The organism is Micromonospora sp. ATCC 39149, assembly GCF_000158815.1.
Lineage (GTDB): Bacteria > Actinomycetota > Actinomycetes > Mycobacteriales > Micromonosporaceae > Micromonospora.
Map to the genome: position 1 here is coordinate 852,955 of NZ_GG657738.1, position 15,256 is coordinate 868,210.

The window sequence follows — 15,256 nt, forward strand, 5'->3', positions numbered from 1 at the left end:
CCGTCGTGGTCGGGCGTCCCTCTGTCGCACGTGGCGCTGGTCCACTTCGACCACGGGGTCACGCCGTTCCCCGGCTCGTCCACCGCGATCAGCCGCAATCCCCTGTGGGAGTGGCACTCCTTCGCGAACGTGCCGGCACCCGGCCGCACCGGCTTCCGGCTGACCGTCTCCCGCGCCGGCGACTGGACCGGGCGGTTCATCGACGACGCGCCGGACCGGGTCTGGGTGAAGGGGATCAGCACGGCCGGGGTGGCGAACATCGAGACCCTGTTCCGGCGGGTGGTGTACGTGGCCACGGGCAGCGGCATCGGCCCGGTGCTGCCGCACCTGCTGGCCGAGCAGGTGCCGGCCCGCCTCGTCTGGGTGGCCCGCCGGCACCGGGAGACCTTCGGCGACGACCTGGTCGAGGAGATCCTCGCCCACCAGCCCGACGCGCTGCTGTGGGACACCGCCCACGACGGCAAGCCCGACATGCTGCGGCTGGCCTGGCAGGCGTACCGCCAGTTCGACGCCGAGGCGGTCATCTGCATCTCGAACCGGGCGCTGACCTGGCAGGTGGTGCGGGGCATGGAGGAGCGCGGCGTGCCCGCGTACGGCGCGATCTGGGATTCCTGAGGACATGGAGGCGACGATGCGGATCACCATCGAGAAGGACGACCGGGTGGTCACGGTGCGGCTGTGCCGGCCCGAGGTGCGCAACGCGCTGGACACGGCGCTGATGACGGAACTGGTCGAGGCGCTGCGGCCACTGGACCGCGATCCGGGCGTGGGCTGCTTCGTGATCACCGGGTCGGAGCAGGTCTTCGCCGCCGGCGCGGACATCCGGGAGATGGCGGGCAAGTCCTTCCTGGACGTGGCGCTGGAGGATCACTTCGCGGGCTGGGACGCGTTCGCCGCGCTGCGTACCCCGAAGATCGCGGCGGTGGCCGGGTACGCGCTCGGCGGCGGCTGCGAGCTGGCGATGATGTGCGACCTGATCTTCGCGGCGGACAACGCCCGGTTCGGGCAGCCGGAGCTGCGACTGGGGGTGATGCCCGGCATCGGCGGCACGCAGCGGCTGACCCGGCTGGTCGGCGCGGCCCGGGCCATGGACATGGTCCTCACCGGCCGGCAGCTCGACGCGGCGGAGGCGGAACGGTTCGGCCTGGTGTCGCGGGTGGTGCCGGCGCAGCGGCTGCTGGCGGAGGCCCAGGCCGCGGCGGCGGTCGTGGCCGGGCACCCCAAGCTGGCGACGCTGCTGGCCCGGGAGGCGGTCCGGCAGGCCGAGGAGGTCGGCGTGAGCGCCGGGGTGCTGTTCGAACGCCGGGCCTTCCACGCCCTGTTCGCCACCGAGGACCAGCGGGAGGGCATGGCCGCCTTCCTGGAGAAGCGCCCGGCCCGGTTCCCGGGTCGCTGAGCCGTCGGCCGCCCGGGACCATGCCGGTCCCGGGCGGCCTGCTCAGAGCGCGCCGATCTGGTAGCCGAGCCCGTGCACGGTACGGACCACCCCGTCGCCGAGCTTGCGCCGCAGGTAGTGCACGTACGTGTCGACCACCGCCTCGGTCCGGTCGCTACCGAAGACCCGCCCGCGTAGCTGGCTGCGGCTGTGCACCATCCGGGGTTGCGTGGCGAGCAGCCGGATCAGCTCGAACTCCCGCCCGCTGAGCGCCACCTCCCGGCCGTCGGGCAGCCGCACCCCGCGCTGGGCCAGGTCGAGCTGCCCGGCCCCGATGGGGATCAGCTCGGCCCCGTCGAAGCGGCGGCGGGTCAGCGCCCGCACCCGGGCCATCAGCTCCGTCACCTCGAAGGGCTTCGGCAGGTAGTCGTCGGCGCCCGCGTCCAGGCCCCGGATCCGCTCGTCGGGTTCGGCCAGCGCGCTGAGCATAAGCACCCGCGCGGCGATCGCGCGGCGCCGCAGTCGGATGAGCAGGTCGACGCCGTCGATCACCGGCAGCCGTCGGTCGAGCATGATCACCTGGTACCGGCCGCGCAGGGCCAAATGCAGGCCCTGCTGGCCGTCCCGGGCCAGGTCGATCCGGTACCCGGCCCCGCTGAAGAGCTCGACCAGCATGTCGGCGAGGTCCGCGTCGTCCTCGACGAGAAGCAGCGGGCCGTGCACCGGGGCTGGAGGGTCGTTCATCCGTTCATGGTCGCACCAAAGCGGGAGAAAGTTGACCGGTGGAATTCTCCGCCGGTCAGGATCTGCTCATCTCGCGCTCCCGATCCGCCCGGTCGCGGTTCGCCCGCCAGCAGAAGGGCCACCACGAACCGGCGGGGTCGCCGTCCGGCGGGGGCGAGCCGGCCCGCCCCCGCCCGCGCACCGGCAGCCGTACGGTGAAGGTGGCTCCCGCCCCGGGCCGGCCGGTGGCGCTGATCGTGCCGCCGTGCGCGGTGACCACCTCGCGGATCAGGGCCAGCCCGAGCCCGACCCGGCGGTCCCCGGAGCCGGGGCCACGGTGGAACCGGTCGAAGATCCGGTCCGCGTGCCGCGGGTCGAACCCCCGGCCGGAGTCGCTGACCACCAGCTCGACGTGGCCCGCGACCTCCGGGCGCAACCGCACCTCGATGTGGCCGCCGGCCGGGGTGTGGTTGAGGGCGTTCGCCAGCAGCTCCGCCACCACCCGGCGCAGCGCGGGGCCGACGCCGCAGACCGGCACCGGGGCGTCGGCCCCGACCACGGTGAGCGTCACGCCGTGTTCGGCGGCGCGCGGCGCGTCGGCCTCGATCGCCTCGGCGACGAGCGCGGCGAGGTCGACCGTGGCCGGCGGTCGGGTCGCCGACGCCGTGTCGGCCAGCCGGGCCGACAGGAGCAGCTCGTCGACGACCTCCCCCAGCCGTCGGGTGGTGCGCAGCAGCCGGTCCAGATCCTGCCGGTCCGCGTCGCTGCCGGAGCGGGCCGACCGCCGCGCCAGCAACTGCGCCGCCATGTGCACCCGGGTGATCGGGGCACGCAGCTCGTGGCTGGCGTCGGCGACGAAGCGACGCTGCCGGTCGAGCGCCTCAGCCAGCGGCAGCACCGCCGCGCGGCGCAGCCGCAGATCGGTCGCGGTCGCCGCGGCCAGGACCGCCACTCCGGCGAGTGACATCGCCCAGAGCAGGTATCGCCGCTCGGCGAGCTGGAAGCGTGCGTCGAAGACCACCTGGACGACCTCGTCGCCGCGCACCTGCGTGCGCACGTGGTAGACCGTGCCGTTGCGGGCGACCTGGCCGACCTGCGGCCGGCCGGTGCGGGCCACGGCGTGGATGACCTCGTGCTGCGGGAAACCGGCCGGGGGTGCGCCTGCGTGCCCCGTGTCGCTCGCGCCGCCAAAGATCCAGGTGCAGCCGGACGGGTCGGCCGGGCGGCCGTGCACCATCGCCCAGTCGAGCTCGTGGCGGATCTTCGCGTGCTGGACGTGCAGCAGGGCGGTGTACGCGATGCCCCCGGCCAGGGCCAGCACGGCGACGACCAGCAGGCCGACGGCCAGCCCGGTGCGGGGTCGGACACGGCGTGCGGCCAGCCGCACGCCGTCGGTCAGCGGCACAACGCTCCCGCCCCACGCCTGACCGCGCAGGCGCGACCTTGTCTGCCATCGCGGCCACCGACCCGCATCCATCGAAGATGACACATCACCCATCGGATCGAAAGGGATCACCGAGCGTCCTCCCCGGATGACGGGCCCGCCTCGTGGCGGCGGAGGTCAGCTCCCCGCTACGGCGGGGGTGTGCGCCCTGTCGCCGCGCGCCCCAGCGCCGGGCCAACCCGGCGCAGACCAGCAGCTGGATCTGGTGGAACAGCATCAGCGGTAGCAGGACCAGCCCGACGGTCTGCGGGCTGAACAGCACCGCCGCCATCGGCAGCCCCGTCGCCATGCTCTTCTTCGACCCGCAAAAAATCGTGGTGATCCGGTCGGGCCAGGAGAAGCCTAGCAGCCGCGCCGCCCCGGCCGTGGCCAACAGGACCACGATCAGCAGCGCCACCAGCACGCCGAGAAGCGCCAGCAGCCGGCCCGGCGAGGTCCGTTGCCAGACCCCGGCCACCACGCCGGCGCTGAACGCGGTGTAGACCACCAGCAGGGTCGACCCCCGGTCGACGAGGGTGAGGGCCCGCTTGTGCCGGCCCATCCAGTCGCCGAGCCACGGTCGCAGGGCCTGCCCGACGGCGAACGGCAGCAGCAGTTGGGCGACGATCGCCAGGATCGATCCCGCCGAGAAGCTCACCGCGCCGGTACCGGCCAGCATCACGCCGCTCAGGACGGGGGTGAGCAGCACGCCGGCCACGTTCGAGCAGGACGCGCTGAAGATGGCGGCCGGCACGTTGCCGCCTGCCATCGAGGTGAACGCGATCGACGACTGGACGGTGGACGGCACCACGCACAGGAACAGCAGCCCCTGGTACAACTCCGGCGTCAGCACCCCGGGCTGCGACACCCGGGCGGCCAGCCCGAGCAGCGGAAACAGCACGAAGGTGCTGGACAGCACCAGGGCGTGCAGACGCCAGTGGCGCGCGCCGGCCCATGCCTCGCCGGGCGAGATGCGGGCGCCGTACAGGAAGAACAGCAGTCCAATGGCGAGCATGGTCGCCACGGAGGCACCGTCGGCGAACCGGCCCCGGGCCGGCAGCACGGTGGCGACCAGCACGGTCCCCAGCAGCGCCAGGACGTACGGGTCGAGCGGGCTCCGGGACAGCCAGCGACGCACGATCAAGCCCTCCCCCGACCTCGCACACAATACAAGACAGCGTCGCGTGAGGCGATGCTGCTACGGGTGCCGTGGCGGCGTCAGGCGGGTTCACGCTTCACGGCCACCTGCCCGCGTGCGCGGGTCTTCTGGTCGGCTCCACGTGCTGCCACCGGGCCACTCCCGGCGGTGTCGAACTCAGCCGCCAGTGCGGCGAGGTTGAGCGCGGTGTCGCGGTCGCGGTCCATGACCAGACCGCATGCCTCGCAGTGGTGGTCGCGTTCGGACAGGGCCAGCTTGGCTTTCGCCGTACCGCAGCCCGAGCAGGTTTTCGATGAGGGATGCCAACGGTCGGCGATGAGTAGCCGGCCGCCGTTCCACTCGGTCTTGTAGGTCAACTGCCTGCGCATTTCCGCGAAGCCAGCGTCAGCGATGTGCCTGGCCAGCCGCCGGTTGCGTAGCATCCCCGACACGTTGAGGTTTTCCACCACGATCGTGCCGTGCTCGCGGGCAAGTCCGGTGGTGAGCTTGTGTAGGCCGTCGCGGCGCAGGTTCGCCACCCGGGCGTGCGCTCGGCCAAGCCGGTTCGCGGCACGCCGCCAACAGTGTGACGGGCACTGCCCGGTGCGCCGGTCCGGGCCGGCCTTGCGCGACAGCGCCCGGCCGAGCGCTCGCAGCCGAGCATGCGCGGCTACCAAGTGACGCGGGTTGTCGACGAGTTCGCCGGTGGACAGCACCGCGAGGTGCTTGATGCCGACGTCTGCCCCGACGACCGACTCCGGGCGGGCGGGACGGCGTTCGGCGCGCTCAACCTCACAGGTGAACGAGACGTGCCACCGGCCGCCGTCGCGCCGCACAGTGGCGGACAGGATCCGTGCCGTGCCGTTGTCAACGCGCCGGGCGAGTTTGCGGGCGGACTCGTGCAGCTTCAGCCGGCCCAGCCGGGGCAACACGGTGAGCTGACCGAGGTACCCGACCACGAGTGGCCGGAACGGATGCTCCGCGTGGGCCCGCAGCGCCGCGGCCAGCTCACCGGCGGGCCGGCGGGAGGACACGGAGACATTCTGCGGGCTCCGCGCCACGCGGTATCCATCGCTCGGCGGCACCCGCGACGGCGGCGCGGGTTCGCGCGCGGGCTACCGAGCCGCCATGCGGCGGGCCAGCTCCGCCGCCCGGTACGCGGCGACCTGGCGCGCCTTGGCCGCCACGAACCGCCGCAGCGGCACCGGCGCGTCGGCGGTCACCCCCTCCCGGACCCGGGTGCCGCCCGCCACGGCGGCCAAGTCCACCACCGCCCGCAGCGACACCCGGCCGGGGCTGCGTACTTCGCTGACCAACTGCTCGCCCGGCCGCGTCGCCACCATCCGTACCCGAATCGGGTTGTCCCACCGCACCGGCCCAGCCAGCCGGAACCGCTCGACGGCGACGTAGTGGGCCACGACGTGACCCTGCGCGTCGTGGCTCGTGCGCACATCGCGGACCGCCACGATCAGCGGCGACAGCCCGACGTAGCTGTTCGGGTCGGTCAGGTGGTGGTACACCTCGTCCGGCAGCGCCGCGACGACGCAGGTCGTCTCGAACGCGACCGGCGGTTTCCGGGCCTCGGGCACGCCGAACATACTGCCACGCCCGCCCCCGACCGGCGGCCACCGTCGGGAGGGGACGTTGCCGTTGATATCGACGCCCATTAGTATGTCAACGCCATCGGCGCGAGCGGTGGACGGGAGGGCGGAGGATGAGCGGGAAGCCCCCCTTGACCATCGGCATCGCCTCCTCGGCGACGCACCGCCGGCACCTCGCCGAACTGTTCGGCGGGGCCGAGGCGTTCCTGATCGTCTCCAGCGTCGACCAGGCACGGCGGCTCCTCGGCGTGACCGGCAAGCCTCCCGCCCCGCCTTCCCCGCCCGCCGAGGTGGCGACCCACCGGCCGGTGGTCGCCGTCGACGCGCCGGCGAGCGCGCTGAGCATCGACTCCGATCGCCGGGTGCTGCGTTGGCGCAACCGCGAGATCGGTCTGACCCCGCTGGAACACGACCTGCTGCGCTGTTTGGTGGGCACGCCCGGGCACACCTGGACCCACCGGCGGCTGCACCGCGAGGTCTGGGGCACCGAGCGCCTGGGCCGCGGCTCCGACCTGCACTCGGTGGTGCGCAGGGTACGGCGCAAGCTGGCCCGGCTCGGCGGACCGGCGACGATCGACGCGGTCCGGGGGGTCGGCTTCCGGCTGGCGGTGTCCTGAACCTCCGGCCCGCCGTCACCCGAACGTCCGGCCCCGCCCCGAGGACGCCTCCGGCCCGCCCGGTCGTGCGACCGGGCGGGCCGGGCTGTCCGTCAACGGTCGACGGTCAGCAGCGGATCGGCGACAACGCGAAGTTCTCCACCGTGGGCGTGCTGGTGTTGATCTTCGTCTGTCGGGTCTGGGGCTTCCACCCGTCCTTGGCGACGATCAACGTCAGCGGGTTGTTCCGCTTGTCCAACCAGTAGGCGTACCGGCCCTGGATGTCCGTGGCGAACGTCCACGACATCGCCCAGGAGTCGACCTGCACCACCGCGCCGGCGATCGGCGCGCCGACGCCCTGGCAGGGCGTCCCGGTGACCGTGCCCATCAGCTTGCCCCAGGTCTTCGGCGGCTGCGCGGTCATCGTGACCGGCACCGGCGCGACCGCGTAGGGGGTGTTCTCGGTGATCTCGACCGACGCCGTGTACGTGCCCGGCTGGTCGACGGTGGCCGCCATCGCGACGGTGACCGTGACCTTCTCGCCCGGCGCCAGCGTGGCCGCCGTCTTGTCGATCGTCATCCAGCTGACGTCCGCGGCGACCGCGGCGCACTCGCCGAAGCCCGGCAGCACCTCGCTGTCCGCCGTCGCGGTGAAGCCGCCCGACGCGCCGCCGACCTTGTAGAAGCCGCACGCCGCGCCGCCACGGTACCGCGCGGTGTTGGCGTTCGGCAGGGCCGACCACGAGTTGCTCGCCGGCTCGTAGGCGAAGCCGGCGTTGGTGATCGCGCCGCCCTGCGAGCCGCCGACGACCAGCAGCTTGCCGTTGGCCACGGCGGACGAGCTGGCCCAGTTGTCGGCCGGCGCGTCGGCGATCGCGGTCCAGGCGTTGGTGCCCGGATCGAAGGCGTAGCCTGCCTTCTGCGAGACCGTCCCGTCGTTGCCGCCGGTGCAGTAGACGACCCCGTCGACCCCGCCGCAGGACAGGAACGCCACCGACTTCGGGTAGTCGGGCAGCGTCTCCCAGGTGTCGCTGGCCGGGTCGTACCGGACGACGTCGTTCGAGATCGGCGTGCAGTTCGTCGTCGTGCACCCGGCGATCGCGTACAGCTTGCCGTCGACGACCGCCTGGCCGGCGGCGGACCGCGGCGTGGGATTGTTCGCCTTCTTCGTCCAGGTGTTGGCCGCCGGGTCGTACGACCAGGTGGCGGCATCGGGGCCGGACTGCCCCCAGCCGCCGGTCACGATGATCTTCCCGGCCACGACGCCCGCCGTGACGGCGTTGCGCGCGCCGGGAAGGGCGGCTATCGACGACCAGGTCTGGGCGATCGGGTCGTAGGCGTAGTTCTTCGCCGACGACGCCGTGCCGTCGCCGCCGGCGATCGAGTACACCTTGCCGTCCAGGCTGACCACCCGGTTGTCCATCACGTTGGCCGGGAAGTCGGTGACGTCCGTCCAGGGCGCGGCCTGCGGGCCGGCCGGGGCGGGCGCGACCGTGGCGGCCTTGCCCGACGCCCGCGCGGCCAGCGACGTGGCGGCGGTGAGCCGCTGCTCCGGGGCTCCGTCGGCGGCCAGGATCTGCCGCTGGGTCAGCCGGGACCCGTCTGCCCGCAGCAGCTCGAACCCGCCGTCACGCTCGCCGAAGCGGACGTCGACGGGGGCCCCGCCCGTGTTGGTCACCGTGAAGGTCTTGGCGACGGAGCCGGTGGGCATCCGCACCGTGCCGCTGACCGCGGCCGGTTGCACGGACAGCCGGCCGGCCGCGAGCGTGAAGGTCACGGCGGTGGCCCAGTCGGCCTCGACGGTGACCTGCTTGCCCTGGCTGGCGTAGCCGCTGCCCTTCGCCGTGAACCGGTGCTCGCCGGTCAGCGACGAGAACAACCAGTAGAAGCCGTCCGGCAGCTCGGTGTCGTCGGAGGTGGCCACGGTGGTGGCCGTCTCCGTCGGCCGGTCGTCGCTGGTGACGGTCGCGCCGTTGACGTACCCGTTGTCGTTGGCGTCGCGGACGTGGCCGAGCACCAGGCCGCCGCTGGTCGGCTTGCAGGCGACCTCGCTGCCGATCAGCACGTTGTCGACCTGCCACCACCACTCCCAGGTGGCGTCGTAGTAGTGGAACCGGACCTTGACCCGGGACTGGCCCGCGGCCTGCGGGATCGCGATCTCGGTCACCCGGGGGCCGCGCACGTCCGAGGCCTGGCGCAACACGTTGGTCCAGGTCTCGCCACCGTCGATGCTGAGGTCGACGTCCGCGCGCTCGGAGCTGACCCAGTTGAGGTCCTGGTTGAACCGGATCACCGGGGTGGCCACGTCGGTGAGGTCGACGACCGGGCTGACCAACGAGGTGTCCTGCTTCCCGCCGGTGCCGTAGTCGTCGCTGTCGACGATCGCGAAGCCGCCGGTGCCGCCGGTGAGGTTGCCCCGATCCCCCGCGTCGGTGAACTGCCACACCTGGCCGGTGCCGGCGTTGTCGACGACCGACCAGCCGGCCGGGACGCGGTCGCCGTCGAAGGTCTCGTACACCCCGTCGGAGCCGTACGCGTAGCCGGGCGCGATGGCGCAGGCGGCGGCGTCCACGGCGACGGCGACGTTGTGGGTCGTGTTGCCGGAGCCGACCACGATGTCGCGGGTCACCTTCTGGTAGCCCGGATACTGCGGCTCCACCCTCAGCTTGTACGTCGCCGAGGCGGGCAGCGTGAGGCTGTAGCGGCCGTTGCCGGGCGTGGTGTAGTCGGACACCGCCAGGCCCTCGACGCTGACCTTCGCGTACAGCGGCCAGCCGTGGCCGGAGCCGTCGGTGACCGAGCCGCTGACGGTGACCGACGGCACCGCGGTCAGGGCGACGTCGAGTGTCGTGGTCGCGGCGGCGCGGACCGTCGCGGGAAGCGTCCGGACGCCGTAGCCGAACGCGCTCACGGCGACCTGGTAGTCGCCGACCGGCAGCAGGGACGAGTACCGGCCGTCGGCGTTGGTGGTGAGCTGGCGGGTGGCCGGGCCGGTGAGGGCCACCGTGGCTCCGGGGACCGGATCGCCGGTGGCCGCGTCGGTGACCGCGCCGGCGAGGGTGCCGGTCTCACCGATGGGGGCGGCGCCGAGCAGCGCGAGGACGTCGAGGCGGCCCTCGCCGTACACGTTGTTGTCGTCGGCGGTCCCGCCGCACTGGGCGTCGACGGCGTCGACCGCCGAGTCGTCCAGCAGGGCACGGGTGGCCGCGACGTCGCCGACCAGCGCGGGTGCCGCCGACCACAGCAGCGCGACCGCGCCCGCGAGGTGCGGTGACGCCATGGAGGTGCCGCTGAGGCTGCCGTAGCCGCCGCCGGGGATGCTGGAGCGGACGTTGACGCCGGGCGCGGAGATGTCGGGCTTGACGGCGCCGCCCTGGCCGGCACCCCGGGAGGAGAAGCTGGCGATGGTGTTGTTGACGTCGTACGCGCCGGTCGAGTAGTTGCTGGCCCGGCTGCCCGGTGAGCCGCTGGTCTGGCAGGACGGGCCGCTGTTGCCGTTGGACCAGGCGCCGAAGATGCCCGACGCGGCCCAGGCCAACGTCACGTCCTCCATGAACGGGTCGTTGGAGGGCAACCGGGTGCCCCACGAGTTGTTGATGATGTTGGGCCGCTTGCCGGCGTCGGGGTTCTCGCCGTCGAGGTCGGTGGGTTCGAGCATCCACTGGCCGGAGGTGATCAGCGCGGCGTCGGTCGGGCAGCAGCCGTTGGCCGCGATCCACCTGACGCCGGGGGCGACGCCGATCTGGTTGGCACCGTCGGCACCGGCCATCGTGCCCATCGTGTGCGTGCCGTGGCCGTCGCCGTCGCAGGGCGCGGCGGCGCAGTCGCCGGCGGCGTCGTACCAGTTGTAGTTGTGGTCGAAGGTGCCGTCGCCGTTGTTGCCGCGGTACGACTTCACCAGCGCCGGGTGGTCGAACTGCACGCCCGAGTCGATGCTCGCCACCGTGATGCCGGCACCGGTGACGCCGTACCGCGACCAGACGTCGTCGGCGTTGATGTTCGCGATGCCCCACTCCAGGGCGTTGGTCGTCTTCTCGTCGGCGCCCTCAATGACCTCGGGAAGCTGGTAGGCGATCGGGGCGTAGACACCGTCGACCTCGGCGTGCGCGGCGAGGCTCTGCGCCAGCGTCAGGGAGCCGCTGCTGACCTTGATGGCGTTGGTCGCCCAGAAGCTCTGGTACTTCGCGCCCGCGCCGTCGAGCTCGGCGCGCACCTTGGCCTGGCTGTCGGCGGCGGTGCGGCGCAGCGCGTCCGCCACGGCGGCGCCCCGCTTGGTCCAGTCGGTGATCGCGCTGGCCCTACTCAGGTCCGCCCGGGCACCAAAGTGGATCCAGAAGTCGCTCTCGGTCTTGGCCTGGAGCTGTTTGACCAGCTCGGGCCGGATCTTGTCCGCGGACGCGGACGCCCCGCCCGGCGCGGCCTGCGCGCCGGAACCGGTCGTGGCCAGAGCTGTCGCGACGAGAGCGAGCGCCGCACCGGCGCTCACCAGGCGCCTGGACAGGCCCCTGGGGTGTGGACGTCTCAGCATCGGTGCTGCCTCCTGCAGAACGACCCGCGGTTGGTCGAGCCGTGACAGGGGTACAACGACCGAGTCTCCCCTCTGGACGCACCGGCACGTGCGGCCCCCCAGGCCCCCCAGGCGCCGTGCGGGTCACGCCGACCGCCTGTGGGGAAACTATGATCGACAAAGATGAAGGATCAAGCGCGCGACGTGAGCAACTCGTCGCTAAGAGCTGACCGCTCGGCCGCGGTGCCTGACAGTCGCTGTCACGACGATGACAGAGTCGGGCAGGGATCGCCGGTCGTGTCCGGGTGGACGCCGTGATCGGGGGCGACGGGAGCGCGCAGCCGGGCCCCTTGGACGAGGCGGGGCCCCCGATCCCGTTGGTGATCGCGGTGACGCCGTCACCGGCCGAACGGATCCGGCTCGCCGAACGCCTCGACGGCATCGCGCCCCTGCTGCTGGTGTCCGACCTCGACGAGTTGCGCCGGCTGATCGCGGTGCGGCCCGCCGCGCGGGGGTCCGCCACCGGGCAACCGGCCCCCGATCCGGGCCCGGACGACATGCTGCGGATCGACTCGGTCCGCTCCGTGGCCCGCTGCGGGGAGCGCGAGGTCTTCCTCACCCGGCTCGAGCACGACCTGCTGACCCGCCTGACCAGCGAACCGGCGCGGGTCTGGAGCTACGCGGAGCTGCACCGCACCGTCTGGCACGACGAGGGGCGGCAGCGCACGGCCGACGTGCAGTCCCTGGTGAAGCGGCTGCGACGCAAGCTCGACCAGCTCGGCACGGGCGTCACCCTCGTCGCGGTACGGGGTGTCGGGTTCCGGTTGACCGACCAATGGCGACCCCGGGTCGACGGCGCGTGAGGCCCCGGGCCGGTGGCATACCCATGCGATCGAAGGTCAGGGCCCTGCTCTGGTGTCGCGCGGCGAGGCCGGAATCGGCAAGTCGGCCCCGCTGGAGCACGTGGTCCGGGCCGGGCGCGAGCGCGGGGTGCGCGTGCTGGGCGTCGAGCCGCTCCAGCAGTCGAAGCTACGGCCGCCCGGCGGGGCAGTTGTTGCTGGTCCGGGTGACCGTGTACTCGGTGTCGTCGTTGGTGATCCCCGACGGCACGCCATCGAAGTGCGTCTCGACCTTCTCCCAGCCCCGGCGCTGCTCGTAGTGCAGGTGCGGCGCGCCGGAGTTGCCGGTGCTGCCGACCCGCCCGATCTGCTCGCCCTGGGCGACCCGCTGACCCTCGCGCACCAGCGGCGGTTCGAGCAGGTGCAGGTACTGCGTCTCCCACCGGCCGCCATGGTCGATCTTCACCCAGTACCCGCCGCCCCGGCCACGCGGGCCGTCCGGGTTGTCGGGGGTACGGCCGCCCAGCGACCCGTTGATCCCCGCCACGGTCACCGTGCCGGCGTAGGACGCGAGCACTGGTCGCCCCCACGCCTCGCCCCGGGTGGGGAACAGGTCGACGTCGTAGTCGTCGTGCCCGGGATACGTGCCGAGCTGCCACTTCTCGCCGCAGGCGACGGGCAGTTGGAACAGCGGTCGTGGGCCCGGCGACAGCAGCATCGGCACGACGAGGACGGCGACGGCGACGAGGACACCGACCGATCCGAGCGTGAGGACGAGGGCGCCCCGGCGGCGCGGGCGGCGTCTGGCGGTGCGGCCGGTCGTCATCGTGCCGAGCATGGCAGACGCCGGCAACGCCCCGACGGCCGGGTACGCGGGCCGGTTCGGCGGCACACGAGCCGCCGGGGCCACCGTGGACGATTCACCACGAAGTCCATCCACCCTTGTCCCTGTTAACGGTCACAAGTATCCTGCGTCTCAGGAGCGAAGGGCACGCTCCGGCGCTGCCATCGGGAATCCTGACCCGGCAGAAGCAGCGCAGGAGCAACAACCGGGAGCCGAGCATGTCCCCGTTCCGCGTGGACGCCAGGGCCCGCTCCGACCCGTGATGGTCGCAGGCTGGGCCAGGGCCGATCACACCGCCGCATCCGTGGCTGGGCGCGCCGGTCAGCCACCCCTGCGCGCACGCACCCACCCCTGGGCAGACACCTGTCCCAGGTGAGCCGTCCCCCACCTCGGGAGGTAGCTGTGAGACCCGTATCCGTGTCCCCGACCCGCACCAGACTCAGGCGTGGCGTCGCCTGGATCGCGGCCCTGCTCTGCGTCGCGACGTTGTTCGCCGCCCCGGCGCGGGCGGACAACCCGATCGTGCAGACCATCTACACCGCCGATCCGGCCCCGATCGTGCACAACGGCCGGGTCTACCTCTACACCGGCCATGACGAGGACGGCTCCACCTACTTCACCATGAAGGACTGGCGGGTGTTCTCCTCCGCCGACATGGTCAACTGGACCGACCACGGCTCCCCGATGAGCCTGGCCACGTTCGCCTGGGCCGAGGCGGATGCGTGGGCGGGGCATGTGGTGGCCCGGAACAACAAGTTCTACTGGTATGTGCCGGTGAAGCAGCGCGGTGGTGGGATGGTGATCGGGGTGGGTGTCTCCGACAGTCCCACCGGTCCGTTCCGGGACGCGATCGGGCGTCCGTTGGTCGGCAACGGCGAGATCGACCCGAACGTGATGATCGACGACGACGGGCAGGCCTACCTGTACTGGGGCAACCCCAACCTGTGGTACGTCAAGCTCAACCAAGACATGATCTCCTACTCCGGCGGCGTCACCAGAATCCCCCTGACCACCGCCGGGTTCGGCACCCGCACGGGCAACCCGAGCCGCCCCACCCTCTACGAGGAGGGGCCCTGGGTCTACAAGCGCAACGGCATGTACTACAACGTCTTCGCCGCCGAGTGCTGCTCCGAGTTCATCGGCTACTCCACGGCCCCCGGCCCCACCGGCCCATGGACCTACCGGGGAACGGTCATGCCCCGGCAGGGCAGCAGCTTCACCAACCACGCCGGCATCATCGACTTCAACGGCGGATCGTACTTCTTCTACCACAACGGCGCGCTGCCCGGCGGCGGCGGCTACACCCGCTCGGTCGCCGTGGAGAAGTTCACCTACCGAAGCGACGGCACCATCCCCACCCTCAACATGACCACCACCGGCGCACCCCAGATCGGCACCCTCAACCCGTACGTGCGCCAGGAGGCCGAAACCATCGCCTGGTCCTCGGGCATCGAAACCGAACCCGCCAGCGAGGGCGGGATGAACATCGGCTGGATCGAGAACGGCGACTACATCAAGGTCAAGGGTGTGGCGTTCGGTGCGGGGGCGAATTCCTTCACCGCCCGGGTGGCGTCGGCGGGCAGCGGCGGCACGATCGAGGTCCGTCTCGGCAGCGCCACCGGCACGCGGGTGGGCGCCTGCTCCGTTCCCGGCACCGGTGGCTGGCAGAGTTGGCAGACGGTCTCCTGCGCGGTGAGTGGGGCCACGGGCACGCAGGATGTGTACCTGCGGTTCGCCGGCGGCAGCGGCAACCTGTTCAACGTCAACTGGTGGCAGTTCGGCAGCGGCACGCCGCCGACCACGCCACCGCCCACCCCGACCACGCCGACGCCCACGACCCCGGCCCCCACCACCCCGGCCCCGACCACTCCCCCGGCCGGGCAGGCGTGCGGCGTCACGTACACGCAGGTCGGCTCCTGGTCCGGCGGCTACGAGGGCAAGCTCACCATCACCAACACCGGCGGCAGCGCCATCAACGGCTGGCGGGTGACCTTCACACTGCCCCCCGGGCAGACCGTGTCGCAGGGCTGGAGCGCGACGTTCGCCCAGCAGGGCAGCCAGGTGACCGTGACGAACGCCGCCTACAACGGGCAGCTTCCGCCCGGAGCCTCGACCACGGCCGGTTTCATCGGCTCCAGCACCGGCAGCAACCAGGCGCCCAGCGACATCACCTGCGCGTCCTCCTGAGGCCGCCGGGCGTCCCGGAAGAT

Annotated in this window: 11 protein-coding genes and 1 pseudogene; 5 read left to right on the forward strand and 7 right to left on the reverse strand. The window is 72.5% G+C overall.

Going from position 1 to position 15,256, the window contains the following annotated elements; all coding sequences use genetic code 11:
- A pseudogene (locus tag MCAG_RS03380) lies at positions 1 to 615 on the forward strand (hypothetical protein); the annotation flags it as partial.
- A gap of 16 nt (positions 616 to 631) precedes the next feature.
- Complete coding sequence (locus MCAG_RS03385) at positions 632 to 1,396, forward strand: enoyl-CoA hydratase-related protein (RefSeq protein ID WP_007071573.1); 765 nt, start codon at positions 632 to 634, stop codon at positions 1,394 to 1,396.
- Between the two features lie 42 nt (positions 1,397 to 1,438).
- Here MCAG_RS03385 and MCAG_RS03390 read toward each other — a convergent pair whose 3' ends face one another.
- The 5 genes from MCAG_RS03390 to MCAG_RS03410 form a co-directional block, all read right to left on the reverse strand.
- Positions 1,439 to 2,119: a response regulator transcription factor gene (locus tag MCAG_RS03390; RefSeq protein WP_007071574.1), complete on the reverse strand. Its 681-nt coding sequence runs from the start codon at positions 2,117 to 2,119 to the stop codon at positions 1,439 to 1,441.
- A gap of 55 nt (positions 2,120 to 2,174) precedes the next feature.
- The gene (locus MCAG_RS03395; RefSeq protein ID WP_198141488.1) at positions 2,175 to 3,503 is read right to left on the reverse strand and encodes a cell wall metabolism sensor histidine kinase WalK; all 1,329 of its coding nucleotides are present in this window, start codon (positions 3,501 to 3,503) and stop codon (positions 2,175 to 2,177) included.
- Positions 3,504 to 3,588: 85 nt separating this feature from the next.
- Positions 3,589 to 4,659 carry a bile acid:sodium symporter family protein gene (locus tag MCAG_RS03400; RefSeq protein ID WP_232290059.1) on the reverse strand — a complete coding sequence of 357 codons (1,071 nt, stop codon included), beginning with the start codon at positions 4,657 to 4,659 and terminating at the stop codon, positions 3,589 to 3,591.
- Positions 4,660 to 4,739: 80 nt separating this feature from the next.
- Positions 4,740 to 5,588, reverse strand: a complete 849-nt coding sequence (locus tag MCAG_RS03405) for an RNA-guided endonuclease TnpB family protein (protein WP_198141490.1) — start codon at positions 5,586 to 5,588, stop codon at positions 4,740 to 4,742.
- A gap of 186 nt (positions 5,589 to 5,774) precedes the next feature.
- Positions 5,775 to 6,257, reverse strand: coding sequence for an SRPBCC family protein (locus MCAG_RS03410; protein WP_369751296.1), 483 nt, complete (start codon positions 6,255 to 6,257; stop codon positions 5,775 to 5,777).
- A 116-nt stretch (positions 6,258 to 6,373) separates the two neighbouring features.
- On the opposite strand from MCAG_RS03410, the gene MCAG_RS03415 reads away from it, so the two are divergent.
- A complete protein-coding gene (locus tag MCAG_RS03415; protein WP_007071579.1) occupies positions 6,374 to 6,877 on the forward strand; it encodes a winged helix-turn-helix domain-containing protein in 504 nt (167 codons plus the stop codon).
- A 106-nt stretch (positions 6,878 to 6,983) separates the two neighbouring features.
- Here MCAG_RS03415 and MCAG_RS03420 read toward each other — a convergent pair whose 3' ends face one another.
- Positions 6,984 to 11,342 (reverse strand): S8 family serine peptidase, encoded by a 4,359-nt coding sequence (locus tag MCAG_RS03420; protein WP_232290060.1) that lies wholly within the window; start codon positions 11,340 to 11,342, stop codon positions 6,984 to 6,986.
- Positions 11,343 to 11,752: 410 nt separating this feature from the next.
- On the opposite strand from MCAG_RS03420, the gene MCAG_RS03425 reads away from it, so the two are divergent.
- Positions 11,753 to 12,226, forward strand: a complete 474-nt coding sequence (locus tag MCAG_RS03425; RefSeq protein WP_232290061.1) for a winged helix-turn-helix domain-containing protein — start codon at positions 11,753 to 11,755, stop codon at positions 12,224 to 12,226.
- A 166-nt stretch (positions 12,227 to 12,392) separates the two neighbouring features.
- Here MCAG_RS03425 and MCAG_RS03430 read toward each other — a convergent pair whose 3' ends face one another.
- Positions 12,393 to 13,028, reverse strand: a complete 636-nt coding sequence (locus tag MCAG_RS03430; protein ID WP_036376199.1) for a M23 family metallopeptidase — start codon at positions 13,026 to 13,028, stop codon at positions 12,393 to 12,395.
- 477 nt (positions 13,029 to 13,505) lie between these two features.
- On the opposite strand from MCAG_RS03430, the gene MCAG_RS03435 reads away from it, so the two are divergent.
- Entirely contained in the window at positions 13,506 to 15,233 is a 1,728-nt protein-coding gene (locus MCAG_RS03435; RefSeq protein ID WP_369751352.1) for a family 43 glycosylhydrolase, read from the forward strand.
- Positions 15,234 to 15,256: the final 23 nt, after the last annotated feature.

Bases quoted from the DNA above. Each gene is read 5' to 3' on its own strand.
- MCAG_RS03385 (WP_007071573.1), top strand. From the start codon at position 632: ATGCGGATCACCATCGAGAAGGACGACCGGGTGGTCACGGTGCGGCTG.
- MCAG_RS03390 (WP_007071574.1), bottom strand. From the start codon at position 2,119: ATGAACGACCCTCCAGCCCCGGTGCACGGCCCGCTGCTTCTCGTCGAG.
- MCAG_RS03410 (WP_369751296.1), bottom strand. From the start codon at position 6,257: ATGTTCGGCGTGCCCGAGGCCCGGAAACCGCCGGTCGCGTTCGAGACG.
- MCAG_RS03415 (WP_007071579.1), top strand. From the start codon at position 6,374: ATGAGCGGGAAGCCCCCCTTGACCATCGGCATCGCCTCCTCGGCGACG.
- MCAG_RS03430 (WP_036376199.1), bottom strand. From the start codon at position 13,028: ATGACGACCGGCCGCACCGCCAGACGCCGCCCGCGCCGCCGGGGCGCC.